The 13,122-nt window shown below is 72.4% G+C and carries 10 protein-coding genes and 3 pseudogenes; 4 read left to right on the top strand and 9 right to left on the bottom strand.

All coding sequences use genetic code 11. From position 1 onward, the window contains the following. Positions 1–273: 273 nt before the first annotated feature. Positions 274–558: pseudogene (locus Sfulv_RS01395) on the top strand (alcohol dehydrogenase catalytic domain-containing protein); the annotation flags it as partial. 20 nt (positions 559–578) lie between these two features. After that, on the top strand, positions 579–1,328 hold the full coding sequence (locus Sfulv_RS01390; RefSeq protein WP_173310493.1) for a GNAT family N-acetyltransferase: 750 nt from the start codon (positions 579–581) through the stop codon (positions 1,326–1,328). Between the two features lie 97 nt (positions 1,329–1,425). On the opposite strand, the gene Sfulv_RS01385 is transcribed toward Sfulv_RS01390, so the two are convergent. Beyond that, positions 1,426–1,923, bottom strand: a complete 498-nt coding sequence (locus Sfulv_RS01385) for an NUDIX hydrolase (RefSeq protein ID WP_173310492.1) — start codon at positions 1,921–1,923, stop codon at positions 1,426–1,428. Positions 1,924–2,116: 193 nt separating this feature from the next. Here Sfulv_RS01385 and Sfulv_RS01380 point away from each other — a divergent pair. Next, positions 2,117–5,602 (top strand): annotated as a pseudogene (locus Sfulv_RS01380) (phosphodiester glycosidase family protein). Positions 5,603–5,674: 72 nt separating this feature from the next. On the opposite strand, the pseudogene Sfulv_RS01375 reads toward Sfulv_RS01380, so the two are convergent. From Sfulv_RS01375 to Sfulv_RS01355, 5 genes and pseudogenes are all read right to left on the bottom strand, one after another. Further along, positions 5,675–6,087: pseudogene (locus tag Sfulv_RS01375) on the bottom strand (PTS-dependent dihydroxyacetone kinase phosphotransferase subunit DhaM). Next, positions 6,084–6,707: a dihydroxyacetone kinase subunit DhaL gene (gene dhaL / locus Sfulv_RS01370; RefSeq protein WP_173310490.1), complete on the bottom strand. Its 624-nt coding sequence runs from the start codon at positions 6,705–6,707 to the stop codon at positions 6,084–6,086. The pseudogene Sfulv_RS01375 and the gene dhaL overlap by 4 nt, the downstream one beginning before the upstream one ends. 44 nt (positions 6,708–6,751) lie before the next feature. Further along, positions 6,752–7,744: a dihydroxyacetone kinase subunit DhaK gene (gene dhaK / locus Sfulv_RS01365; RefSeq protein WP_173310488.1), complete on the bottom strand. Its 993-nt coding sequence runs from the start codon at positions 7,742–7,744 to the stop codon at positions 6,752–6,754. 142 nt (positions 7,745–7,886) lie between these two features. Then, entirely contained in the window at positions 7,887–8,597 is a 711-nt protein-coding gene (locus tag Sfulv_RS01360; RefSeq protein ID WP_173310486.1) for a LysE family translocator, read from the bottom strand. A 116-nt stretch (positions 8,598–8,713) separates the two neighbouring features. After that, positions 8,714–8,932, bottom strand: coding sequence for a hypothetical protein (locus tag Sfulv_RS01355; protein ID WP_173310072.1), 219 nt, complete (start codon positions 8,930–8,932; stop codon positions 8,714–8,716). Between the two features lie 213 nt (positions 8,933–9,145). On the opposite strand from Sfulv_RS01355, the gene Sfulv_RS01350 reads away from it, so the two are divergent. Then, positions 9,146–9,373 carry a DUF5133 domain-containing protein gene (locus tag Sfulv_RS01350; protein WP_173310484.1) on the top strand — a complete coding sequence of 76 codons (228 nt, stop codon included), beginning with the start codon at positions 9,146–9,148 and terminating at the stop codon, positions 9,371–9,373. Between the two features lie 172 nt (positions 9,374–9,545). On the opposite strand, the gene Sfulv_RS01345 is transcribed toward Sfulv_RS01350, so the two are convergent. The 3 genes from Sfulv_RS01345 to Sfulv_RS01335 form a co-directional block, all read right to left on the bottom strand. Further along, positions 9,546–10,028 (bottom strand): MSMEG_6728 family protein, encoded by a 483-nt coding sequence (locus Sfulv_RS01345; protein ID WP_173310482.1) that lies wholly within the window; start codon positions 10,026–10,028, stop codon positions 9,546–9,548. Between the two features lie 46 nt (positions 10,029–10,074). Further along, on the bottom strand, positions 10,075–12,204 hold the full coding sequence (locus tag Sfulv_RS01340) for an MMPL family transporter (RefSeq protein WP_173310480.1): 2,130 nt from the start codon (positions 12,202–12,204) through the stop codon (positions 10,075–10,077). A gap of 146 nt (positions 12,205–12,350) precedes the next feature. Then, positions 12,351–12,848: a MarR family winged helix-turn-helix transcriptional regulator gene (locus tag Sfulv_RS01335; protein WP_256668780.1), complete on the bottom strand. Its 498-nt coding sequence runs from the start codon at positions 12,846–12,848 to the stop codon at positions 12,351–12,353. Positions 12,849–13,122: the final 274 nt, after the last annotated feature.

Genomic DNA, 13,122 nt, shown 5'->3' with positions numbered 1-13,122 from the left:
AGCGCCCGGAGAGCACAGAACCGCCCCACCGGTACGGGGGAGCCCGGTGGGGCGATCGGCTCCACAGTGCCACAGCGGAAGGGGGGTTGGAGCCCGACCGGCCGGTATTCCACGCTCTTTGAGTCGATTTCGATGTACACCGGAGAACGGACACGCGAGGCGTACACGGGAATACATGCAGACCGAACGGACTTACCGCAGGTGTCGCCCTGCGGCTGCCGCATCCCGGCCGCCCATCGGGCAGCCGACGAGCGGACCGGAGCGAGGGAACTCATGCCCAAGGCGTACGTATTCACCCGGTACGGCGGACCCGAGGTGGAAGCCTTCGCGGACCTGCCGATGCCGCGACCCGGCCCCGGCGAACTGCTCGTCGCGGTCAGGGCGGCCGGAGTCGACCCCGTCGACTGGAAGCTGCGGGACGGTTATACGCGGCCCGGGAGCGCCCCCGTCGCCCTGCCCGCCGTCCTCGGCAGCGAGGCGTCCGGGACCGTGGTGGCGACCGGGCCGGATACGGACGGGTTCGCACCCGGGCAGGCCGTGTTCGGCTGCCCGCTCACCATCGTGATCGAGGTGACCGCATGAGCGGCGCCGACGCCTTCGCGGCGGGTGCCCGGCCCGGAGAGACGGCCGGGCACCCGCTCGACAACCCGGTCCGCTCGTCGCTGACCGGACCCCACGCCCGTTTCGCCGAGTGCCGTGGCCGCCTCCTGCGCTATCCGCCCGAGGTCTCCCCGTGGCTGGCACTTCCGGACGACCCGGAGGCCGGGGACTGGACCGACGCCGCCGCGCTCGCCGGACCCGGCGGCACCGTCACCATCGCGGCTTTCCGTGAGCCGCCGCCGGACGACTGGAAGGTCGTGTTCCACGCGGAGGGCGTCCAGCTCGTCGACGAGACCGTGGCCGCCGCCCCCGACCCGGAGGCCGTGCGGCTCGGCCCCGCCGACGTCCCGGAGATGCTCGAACTCGTCGAGCGCACCCGGCCCGGCCCCTTCGCCAAGCGCACCGTCGAGCTCGGCACCTACCTCGGCATCCGTCGTTCCGGGGTGCTGGTGGCGATGGCGGGGGAGCGGCTGAACCCGCCCGGCTGGAGCGAGATCAGCGGTGTGTGCACCGACGAGTCCGTACGGGGGCAGGGGCTCGCGGGCCGCCTCGTGCGCGCGGTCGCCCACGACATCAGGGAGCGGGGCGACATTCCGTTCCTGCACGCGGCGGCGTCCAACACCAACGCGGTCCGGCTCTATACCTCGCTCGGCTTCCGGCTCCGCCGCCGGACCGCGTTCCTCTCCGCGCTCGCACCCCGGCGCCCCGTGCCGGCCGACCGCCACTGAACCGCGGGCACGGGCCGGTGCCCCCCGGCCTGTGCCGCCACCCCGCGATGTTCCGCAGGACGCGTTCGAGGGCTTTCCGGTCGGCGGTCCGACACGGCTACGAAGAGGTGTCCGCGCCGCGCACGTGACCGCGCAGCCGGTCGAGGAAGACCCGCTGGCCAGCCACGAGGCGCTCCGCCGCCTCGGCCGGCGCGCACCAGGCGAACCGGTCCATCTCGGGGAACTCCCGCTGTACGCCGGAGCCGCGCGGCCACTCCATGGTGAAGGTCCCGGGCACGGCGAGCGCGGGGTCCACCTCGCCCTCCACCGCCCACACCGTCACCGTCTTGCCGCCCGCCTGACGCACCTCGCCCAGGGGCACCCAGCCGCCCCCGGGAGCGGGCAGCCCCAGCTCCTCCACGAACTCCCGGCGGGCCGCCGCCTCCGGCTCCTCCCCTGCGGCGTACTCCCCCTTGGGCACCGACCAGGCGCCCGACTCCCGGCCGGCCCAGAAGGGGCCGCCCATATGGCCGAGCAGAACCTCCACGTCCGGACCGTCTTCCGCGTCCACGACCCGGAAGAGGAGCAGTCCCGCACTACGCTTGCCCGTCGACATGCCGTCAACTCTGCTGGCCGGAACCAGCCGACGCCACCCCTGCCGCTCCGGAAGACCGGACAGGTCACCCGCCCGCCCCGAACTGTTCCCCCTGGTGGCCCCGTTGCCCTCTGGTGCGTCGCCCCGCGTCCGGCCATGCTGTCCGCCGACAGCGTTGACCGCCCGCGCGAGGCGCGCCCCTCCAGGAGGACTTGTGGGAGCTTTCAGATCCGGCACCGCCGTGCGTTCGCTCGTACTGCTCGTGACGCTGTCCGCGGCGGTGGCGGGGGCGATCAGCCCCGCCACCGCCGACGGCAACCCCGACCCCCGCCCGCTGGACACCACCGAGGTCCTGCGCCCCGTCGCCCCGCCGCCCGCGAGCAACGCGGCCGGCGGAGCGACGTCGGTCGTGGACGGCGACGGCATCGAGACGGCGCGCAGTTCCCGCCCGGTCGCCCCCGGCGTACGCCTCACCTCGTACGACCGGCTGGAGTCCGACAAGTGGCTCCGGGTCGACACCCTCTCCGTCGACCTCGACGGCGGCGTGCGCGCCGACTACCTCTCCACGGGCAAGGTCGCGGAGCGCCGTACGGTCTCCGAACTCGCCGCAGGGCACGACCCGGGAAGCGGACGCCGTACCGTCGCCGCGATCAACGCCGACTTCTTCGACATCAACCAGACCGGCGCACCGCAGGGGCCGGGCGTCAAGGACGGGATGATGGTCCACTCCCCGGCTCCCGGCATCCACCGGGCCGTGGGCATAGGCCCCGAGAACGCGGGCCGCGTCCTGGAGCTGTACTTCGACGGCACCCTCACCCTCCCGTCCGGCGAGCACCCGCTGAGCGCGTACAACGCGGCGAACGTGCCGGCCGGGGGCGTAGGCGCGTACACCCCGGCATGGGGGAGCGCCGACCGCGCGTCGACCGTGGACACGGCGACTCCCGTCGCGGAGGCGGCGGTACGGGACGGCAAGGTCGTCTCCGTGTCGCCCACCCCCGGGTCGGGCCCCGTGCCCGAGGACACCACGGTCCTGGTCGGCCGCGAGGCGGGCGCCGCACTTCTGGCCGCCCTGGAACCCGGCGACCCGGTGGCCCTGGCGTACCGGGCCCGCGCCGACAGCGGAACCGTGCCCCGTACAGCGGTCGGGGGCCGCGAACTCCTCGTCGTGGACGGCGTCGCGCAGAACCACGACGGCGGCGGCAACAACACCGCAGCCCCCCGCACCGCCGTGGGGTTCTCCAAGGACGGCCGCACGATGCAGGTGATCACCGTCGACGGCAGGCAGGCGGACAGCGGAGGCGTCACCCTCACCGAACTGGGCGCGATGATGCGGAGCGCCGGCTCGTACAGCGCGCTCAACCTCGACGGCGGCGGCTCATCGACCCTGCTGGCGCGCGAACCGGGCAGTGACACGCTCCAGGTGGAGAACAGCCCCTCGGACGGCGGCGAACGCACGGTGCCCAACGGCCTCGCCCTCACCACCGCGGACGGCAGCGGCCGGATCGAGGGCTTCTGGGTGGAGACGCGGACCCCGGCCGGTGCCGCGCCCGGCGACGACCCGGTCAGAGGCGGCCACCCCGAACGGGTCTTTCCCGGCCTGACCCGGCAGCTCACCGCAGACGGGTACGACGAGACCTACGGCCCCGCCGCGGGCACCCCGCACTGGCACACCGTGGCCTCCGCGGTCGGCAGGACCGACAGCACCGGCCTCTTCACCGCTCACCGCAGCGGGACCACCGAAGTCGTCGCCCGGCGCGGCGACGCCCGCGGCACCACCCGGCTGACCGTGCTCGACCGGCTGGCCCGTATCCAGCCGACCACCCGGCGCGTCGGCCTCGCCGACGCGGACGCCACCGGCACGTTCGGCATCGTGGGGCTCGACGCCCACGGCACGAGCGCCCCCGTCGAACCGCGTGACGTCATCCTCGACTACGACCGCGAGCTCTTCGACGTCCGCGACGACGACCGGGGCGGCTTCACGGTCACCTCCCGCACCGGCAGCGGCGCGGGACAGATCCGGGCTACGGTCGCGGGCACCACCACCGCCCTCGCCGTCAGCGTCGGCCTCACCGAACAGGCCGTCGCCTCCTTCGACGACGCCGCCTCGTGGAAGTTCAGCCAGGCCCGTGCCGCCGGTTCGCTCGCCGCGACCCCGGACGGCCGCACCGGTACCGGGCTGAGACTGACGTACGACTTCACCCGCTCGACAGCCACCCGCGCGGCCTACGCGGCCCCGCCCCAGCCCGTCGTCGTGCCCGGCCAGCCGCAGTCGTACACACTGTGGATCAAGGGTGACGGCAGCGGCGCCTGGCCGACGCTGCACCTCAGGGACGCCGGGGGCTCGGACCAGCTGCTGCGTGGCCCGTTCATCACCTGGACCGGTTGGCGGCAGGTCACCTTCGCGGTGCCCGCGGGGCCGCGATGCCACTCGGCGTGTTCCGCTTCTACCTCGCCGAGACGGCCGCGGCCAGGCAGTACACCGGTGAGATCGTCATCGACGACCTGGCCGCCCAGGTTCCGCCCACGGTCGCCCTGCCCGAACCGCCCGTCGTCAAGGACTCCTTGATCGATCCGGCGGCGGTGACCGAACGCCGGGACTGGCGGTTCGCGGTGATGTCGGACGCCCAGTTCGTCGCCCGCCAGCCGGACAGCGCGATCGTCGCCCAGGCCCGCCGCACGCTGCGTGAGATCAAGGCGGCGGCACCCGACTTCCTCGTCATCAACGGAGACCTCGTCGACGAGGGGTCACCCGCCGACCTCGCCTTCGCACGGAGGATTCTGAGCGAGGAGCTGGGGAACACGGTGCCCTGGTACTACGTACCGGGAAATCACGAGGTGATGGGCGGGAGGATCGACAACTTCGTCGCCGAGTTCGGCCCCGCCCAGCGGACCTTCGACCACAAGGGCACCCGGATCATCACGCTGGACACCTCCGGTCTCAGCCTGCGGGGCGGCGGTTTCGCCCAGATCAGGCAGGTGCGCGAACAGCTGGACGCGGCCGGGACGGACCCCCGCGTCGGTTCCGTCATGCTGATCGAGCACGTCCCCCGCGTGACCCGACCGTGCAGAAGGGCAGTCAGCTCACGGACCGCAAGGAGGCGGCCCTGATCGAGCGGTGGCTCGCCGACTTCCGTCGTACGACGGGCAAGGGGCGGCCCTCATCGGCAGCCACGTCGGGGTGTTCCACGCCTCGCACGTCGACGGCGTGCCGTATCTGGTCAACGGCAACGCGGGCAAGGCACCGGCAGGGCCGGTGGACGAGGGCGGCTTCACCGGCTGGTCCCTCATCGGGGCCGACCAGGTCACCGCGGAGGAACAGGCCACCGCCCGCCGCAAGCCGTGGCAGGGCGCCCCCGACTGGGTCTCGGCCCAGACCCGTGCCCACGTCGACGCCCTCGCACTCGACGCGCCCGCGGCCCTCGCCGCGGGGGAGCGGGGCGAGGTGGCGGCGACCCTCACCCAGGGCACGCGCGAGGTGCCGGTGGCCTTCCCGCTCAGCGCGGACTGGACGGCGTCCCCCAACGTCCACATCGGTGCGGAGTCCGGGGCCCGCCCCCGTCACACGGCGGTGTTCGACCCCGCCACAGGCACTCTCACAGCCCTGCGCCCGGGCACGGCCACGCTCGCCGTCACGGTCAACGGCACGACGAGCCGGGCGCTCGTCCACGTCACCGCCGAGCGGGCCGCCTCGGCGGCCTGAGGAAACGACGGCGGAGCGCCGCCGGACAGGAGAGATTTCTCCCGGCCGGCGGCACCCCGCCCTCGACCGCGCCTACACCTTGCGGTAGCCGTACGCTTCCGCAGCCGCCGCCTCCACCGCGTCCAGGTCACCGCCGGCCGACGCGGTGACCACCGCGGCGACAGCGCCCTCGACGAACGGCGCGTCGACCAGGCGGGTCCCGTCCGGCAGTTCGTCCCCCTCGGCGAGCATGGCCTTGACCGTGAGCACCGCGCTCCCCAGGTCCACCAGAACCGCGACCCCGGCGCCGCCGTCCACCGACCGCGCCGCCCCCGCGATCAGATCCGCGCTCGTCCCCAGGCCGCCTTTGGTGGTGCCCCCCGCGGCGGCCACGGGGCGGTCGCCCCGCCCGCCGCGAGCCCTCGCGCCAGCTCGGCGACCGACTCGGCCACCGGGCCGCTGTGCGACACCAGGACGATGCCGACCCGACCCGCCGCCCCGCTCATGAGCCGCTCCCGTCGTCCCCGCGCGCCGCGCCCGCCTCGGTCAGCGCCGCGACGAGCAGCGCGGCCGACGTGGCTCCCGGGTCCTGGTGCCCGATGCTCCGCTCGCCCAGATAGCTGGCCCGTCCCTTGCGGGCCCGCAGGGCGACGGTGGCGAGCGCGCCCGCCTCCGCCGCCTCACGCGCCGCCGCGAAGGACTCCCCGAGCGCCTGGGCGGCCGGCAGCAGCGCGTCGAGCATCGTCTTGTCACCGGCCTGCGCGCCGCCCAGCTTCCCCACCGCCGCGACGCCCGCCCCGAACGCCTCGGCCAGCTGTCCCGGCGTCACCTCGGCGGCGTCGCCGAGTGCCTTTCCCGTGCGCCGCAGCAGGGTCCCGTACAACGGGCCGGACGCGCCGCCCACCGTCGCGATCAGCTGCCGTCCCGCGAGTGCCAGTAGGGCCCCCGGGGTCTGCGGGGTGTCTTCGTCCAGTACGGCCGTCACAGCGGCGAATCCGCGTCGCAGATTGCTGCCGTGGTCGGCGTCACCGATCGCCGAGTCCAGCTCGGTCAGCCGGCCGGCCTCACGGTCGACGGCGACCGCGGTGGCGGTCATCCAGCGGTGGAAGAAGTCGGAGTCGAGCACATCATCTCCTTGTCCGGCAGGCGTGGACCACAGGCGCAAGCGTGTCAGCGGCCCCATCGCAGGGCGGGCGTCCGCACCGGCGCGTCCCAGAGCCGCAGCATTTCCTCGTCCACCTGGCAGAGCGTCACCGAGCAGCCGGCCATGTCGAGCGAGGTCACGTAGTTCCCCACGAGCGTACGGGCGACCGGCACGCGCCGCTCCGTGAGGACGCGCTGCACCTCGGCGTTGAACCCGTACAGCTCCAGCAGCGGCGTCGCCCCCATTCCGTTGACCAGGGCGATCACGGGGCCGTCGGGCCGCAGGTCGTCGAGTACGGCGTTCACGGAGAAGTCGGCGATCTCCCCCGAGGTCATCATCGGGCGGCGTTCCCGTCCCGGCTCGCCGTGAATCCCGATGCCCAACTCCAGCTCGCCCGGCGGTAGATCGAAGGTCGGACTGCCCTTGGCGGGGGTCGTCACGGCACTGAGCGCGACCCCGAAGCTCCGGGACGACTCGTTCACCCGGCGGGCGGTCGCGGCCACCCGCTCCAGGGGCGCGCCCTCACCGGCGAGGGCCCCGGCGATCTTCTCGACGAACAGGGTCGCCCCGGTGCCCCGCCGGCCTGCGGTGAACGAGCTGTCGACCACCGCCACGTCGTCGTCGACCAGTACCTGGGCCACCTGCACCCCCTCGTCCTCGGCGAGCTCGGCAGCCATGGCGAAGTTGAGTACGTCTCCCGTGTAGTTCTTGACGACGAACAGCACCCCCGCCCCGCTGTCCACCGCCATGGCGGCCCGCACCATCTGATCCGGCACCGGCGAGGTGAACACCTCCCCGGCGCAGGCCGCGGAGAGCATCCCCGGCCCGACGAACCCGGCGTGCAACGGCTCGTGCCCGGACCCTCCGCCGGAAACGAGCCCCACCTGCCCGGCCACGGGCGCGTCGCGCCGCACCACCAGGCGGCCCTCGACGTCCACGGTCAACTCGGGGTGGGCCGCGGCCATACCGCGCAGCGCGTCGGCGACGACGGTCTCAGGGACGTTGATGAGCATGCGCAACGGTTCCTCCTGGGTAGGTTGCCGACGGGGCCCTGAAGCAGGGTATTACCCGCGTCGGCGGCTCCGCGGGGGTTCGCGCCCGTGGCGGCCGGTGACTCGTCCAGGCAGTGCCTCGCGGTGAGCCGGACGCCTCTCGGCCGGCTCAGTCGGCCACTGCCACCCCCATGCCCATGGCGACGAGGAGCGAACCGGTCACCCGGTCCCAGCGGCGCCTGAAGGCCGGCCGGGCCATCCGGGTCCGGAGCCCGCCGGCCACGGCGACCAGGCCGAGCCACAGCACCACGCCGACGGCCACATCGAGGATTCCCAGCACGAGGATCTGCTCGCGTACCCGGGAACTGTCGTGATCGACGAACTGCGGAAGAACACTCAGGAAGAACAGCGACGCTTTCGGGTTGAGCACATTGGTCAGCAGACCTTCGGTGAAGGACTGCCACCAACCCGTGCGGCCCCCGTTCCGAGCGTCCGTACTCCCGCCCGGTCGCCGGGCCCAGGACGCTCCAGCGGGGCGCGGACGGGCACCTGCGGCGCCGTCTCGCTCAGTCGCACCAGGGGCGTCGGTCTTGCCACTCCTGCGGGTGGCGAGCAGGGTGCGGACCCCCAGGTGGACCAGGTAGGCCGCCCCGGCGAGTTTGACCAGGGTGAAGGCGAGAGCGGACTGGCTGACGAGCAGCGAGAGACCCAGGACCGCTGCGGCGACGTGGACGCACAGGCCGGCCTGGGCACCGAACGCGGCGGCCCGCCCCAGAGAGCGTCTTGTGGCGGCGGCCCGGACGATGACGAGGAAATCCGGCCCCGGCACGGCGTAGGCCACCAGGACCACTCCTAAGAACCCCAGAATATTCGCGGACATACGACCTCCCAAGGGCTGGGCACACGACGTGCGGGTGGGCCGCGACGGCTTCCCGTCGCGGCCCACCCGCACCTGTCAATGCACAACCGTCCACGCGCTGCTATTCAGACGCAGGACTAGAAATAGTGCTTACGCCCACCGACGGCGCGCCCGCTCGCACCGAGGATCCACAGGACGGCACCCACCACGATGAGCACACCGCCGATGGTCGTCAGCAACGACATGCCGACGAGCATGCCTACGATCAGCAGAATCAGACCAAGAAGAATCATGTCAGTTCCCATCATCGAGTCTTGTGGACGTGTACCGACTTCCGCTTCGCAGCGGATCAGCACGCCCGACCGGTAGATCCTGGCTAACGTCGGTATCGATAGTTATCAGGTTCTTGTCATGCTCACCCTTGTGCCCCGGGAAACCGTGTTCACGCACTCCCACGTCCGGGTTCGTTGAGAACCGCCGCCTCTGTATTCAGGTGGTGTGACAGTGAAAACGTGGGGTAGACGGGCTGGCGAGTATCCCGTGTACCGAGGGCGAGAGGAAAACGTCCGATGCTGATGGCGCATCCGGCAGTTCTGAAGAACCTGCTTGAGCAGTACGACATCCTGCGGCTCCTGCATGCCGAGAACGGCAGCCCGGAAGTGCAGCAGCGGATGGAAGATCTCGCCTACACGCTGTGCGTCTCGACCGGCACGCGGGACATCGAGACCGCACTCATAGCGGCCCGACACCAGCTGCCCGGCGCCCGCCCCGAGGGCGATTCCCTGCTGACCGCCTGAACCCTGACCGCAGGGAGAACATGTCCTGAGGTAGTGGCCCTTGTCGGTACGGAGCCTGACGGCTCCGTACCGACAAGGGCCACATTCACGCGCCGGCACGGTCCACGCCTTTCGGGTCGCCCCAGGGTGAACGAGGTGCGGGTCACCCATGATGCCTCCCGGGCCGGGGACCTCAGCCGTCCGCTCGCGGTGTCTCCCGGTCCGACGCCGGCCACACGTACGGCAGGTCGTCCGGTACGCCGGGGAACAGGCCCCGGTAGTGGTCCGGGTCCTTGCGGATCAGGGCCGACTGGTGGCTGCGGTGGAACTCGGGTGCGCCGAGCCATGACGGGAGGTCGCCCCCCGCGCCGAGCCCGGCCTGCGACCGGACCTTCCCGCCGGGCCGGTGGGCGAGGAAGTCCCGCATCATGGTGGCGGCGCAGGTGTCCGCACGCCCCTCGGCCGTCCACACACCGCAGATGTCCAGCCCGTACCGGACCAGCGCCTCCTCGTACCCGGCCCACATGCGGACCGCCGGATGCCTGCGCCAGCCGTATCCGGGCACGGTCAGGCCGCGCAGCACCTGGAGTGCTTCCACGCGCTGCTTACCGAGCCGCCGTGAGTCGAGGAGGACGGCGGACTCCGTGAAGCCCGGAAGGGGGAGAAAAGTCTGCATATGACCTGTCTACCCGATGCGGGCCCTCCCCCCCCGTGCGGCCTCTCTACCCGCGCGGAAGCTTCCCCGCCTCCGTGGGAACCTCTTCCGGCCGACGGCTCAGCGCCCCGGGCCACCACGCCTTCGGCCCCACGTCCCTGACCAGCGCGGGTACGAGGAGCGACCTGACGACGAGGGTGTCCAGCAGCACCCCGAAGGCGACGATGAACGCGATCTGGACGAGGAAGGCGAGGGGGATGACGCCGAGGGCGGCGAAGGTGGCGGCGAGCACGACACCGGCCGAGGTGATGACCCCGCCCGTCGCCGTGAGACCGCGCAGCACTCCCTCGCGCGTACCGTGCTTCAGTGATTCCTCCCGGACGCGCGACATGAGGAAGATGTTGTAGTCGACGCCCAGAGCCACCAGGAACACGAAGCCGTAGAGCGGCACCGAGGCGTCCGTACCGGAGAAGCCGAAGACCCCCTGGAAGACGAGCGCGGACACCCCGAGGGTCGCCACGAAGTTCAGGGCCACCGTGGCCACCAGCAGAACCGGCATGAGCAGGGAGCGGAGCAGCCCCACGAGGATGACCAGGATGATCGCCAGTACGACGGGAACGATCAGCGTGCGGTCGCGCTCCGCGGTCCGCTGGGTGTCGTACTGCTGGGCGGTGTACCCGCCGACCAGGGCGTCCGCGCCGGGGATCGCGTGGACGGCCGCACGGAGCCGGGCGATCGTCTCCTTGGCCTCGTCGCTGTCCGCCGGAGCCTGGAGCGTGGCGTCGATACGGACCTTGCCGTCGGCCACCAGCGGCGCACCGCCGCCGGGCCGCCCGGATTCCGTGACCGGACTTGCGCTCGCCACACCCTCGGTCCCGGCGACCGCGTCGGTCACCTGGTCCGCGGTGCCGGCGGCGGCGATGACGACGGCCGGATTGCCCGATCCTCCGGGGAAGTGCTTGGCCAGGGTCGCCTGCGCGGCGACGGATGGCGCGTCGTTGACGAAGAGCTCGTCGAGCGGGACCCCCTTTGACTCGAGCATCGGCGCGAAGGCGGCGCAGGCCAGTAGCCCGGCGAGGGTGGCCGCCCAGACCTTGCGCGGGGCCCGGTCCACCAGGGCGGCGACCCGCGGCCACACGCCCCGGCCCTTGCCGCTGCCGTCCGTGGCTCCGGCCGGCTTCGGGCGGGCGGGCCAGTACGCGCTGCGGCCCAGCAGGACGAGCACGGCGGGCAGGAAGGTGAGCGAACTGAGTACGGCGCAGACGATGCCGATGGCGCCCACCGGACCGAGCGCCCGGTTGTTGGTGAGATCGCTGAGCAGCAGTGCGATCAGGCCGAGGGCGACGGTGGCGGCGCTCGCCACGATCGGGCCCGCCGACTCGCGTACGGCGGCCCGCATGGCCGTCACCCGGTCGCCGTGCCGCTCCAGTTCCTCGCGGAAGCGGGCCGTGAGGAGCAGGGCGTAGTCGGTGGCCGCGCCGATGACCAGGATGGAGAGGATGCCCTGGACCTGTCCGTCGACCCGGACGATGTCCCGCTCGGCCAGGGCGTACACGACACCGCAGGCGAGACCGAGTGCGAGAACGGCGCCGATGATGATGACGAGCGGCAGCAGGATGCTGCGGTAGACCAGGAGCAGGATGATCAGCACGGTGGCCAGGGCGACCCCGAGCAGCAGTCCGTCGATGCCAGCGAACGCGTCCGACAGGTCGGCCTGGCTCGCCGCGGGTCCGGCGATCCTGGCCGTCGTGCCGGGTACCTGCCCGGCGGCCTCGCCCAGCCTCTCCAGGACGACGGGCAGTTCCTCGCCCAGGTCCGGGCGCAGTTGGACGACGCCCTGAAGGGCCTGCCCGTCCTTGGAGGGAACGGCCGGGGACGCCTGTCCCACGGTTCCGGAGACTCCCGTCAGCGAGGCCAGGGCGTCGGTCGCCGACGCGCGGTGCGCGGCGCTCACGTCACCGTCTCCGTCGGCTGTCCAGACGATGACCGCCGGGAGGGTCTCGTCCTGACGGAACGCCTTCTGTGCCTCGATGACCTGGGTGGACTCGGCGTTCTGCGGCAGGAAGGCCGCCTGGTCATTGGTGGCGACCTCGCCGAGCTTGCCGGCGTACGGGCCGAGCGTCCCGCCGATTCCGAGCCAGGCGACGAGGAGGACCACGGGCACGAGCCACCGCAGAAGCCGTGTGGAGCTGGACATTGCACTCCTGGTGAAGTGAGGCCGACATCTCTTGATCTGAGACTATCTCAATGATTGAGAGAGTTTTCGGGCGGCCCGCAGGGGACGTCCCCCTCCTTTACCCCGGTGCGGACGGTTCGGACGCACCACGGACGGAGACGTCGGTGTCACTGCCGCAACTGGTCCAGTTCCTCGTTCAGGGCGGCGAGGAACCTGAGCACGGTTGTGAGCTCCTCACCGCTGAACCGCTCCTGGGCACGGGTGGTGGCAGAGGCGAGGGGCATGAACGTGCTCCGGGCCGCCGACCTGGCCTCGGGGAGGTAGTGCAGATGCACCACGCGACGGTCGGGGCTCTCCCGGGCCCTGCGGATGTGCCCCGCCCGCTCCAGCCGGTCGAGACAGGCGGTGACCGCGCCGGAGGTGAGCCCGAGATGCCGGCGCAGACCGCCCGGAGTGAGCGGTGTCTCCGCGTCCAGGATCGCGGCGAGCGCCTGGATGTCGGTGGCGTGCAGCCCCTGCTCGGCCGCGAAGGTGTGCGCGAGGCGGTTGATCTCGCCGTTCATGCGCCGCAGCTGCACCGCGAAGGCGTGGAGCTCCTGCCCGCCGCCCTGTCCTCCGGCCCGTGCGGCGGACTCGGCCGCCGGTGTCTTTCCTGTACTCGCCACGTGTTCAGCCTATAGAGCGGGCGCCCATTGCGTTCCGCCCCGCTCGCCGGAGCCGTCGGCCCACCGCCGGTCCACCGATGCGCGACGCGGGGGACGACGCGCGTGGTGGGTCCTGGCATCGGCGGCCGGTTCGTGTTCGGCTTGACGAGCCGTCAGCCGACCGCAGGGAACACGCCCGTCGGACGCCCGGGCACGGCAGGTTCCCACCGGGCGCATCCGTGCGCGGGCGGACCTCCGAAAGAGAACGGCAACCGACCCGTCGACAGCAGTCAGG

Source organism: Streptomyces fulvorobeus (assembly GCF_013167895.1).
Taxonomy (GTDB): domain Bacteria; phylum Actinomycetota; class Actinomycetes; order Streptomycetales; family Streptomycetaceae; genus Streptomyces; species Streptomyces fulvorobeus.
Note: the sequence above shows the minus strand (reverse complement) of the source record. Positions and strands in the feature narration are given on the sequence as shown.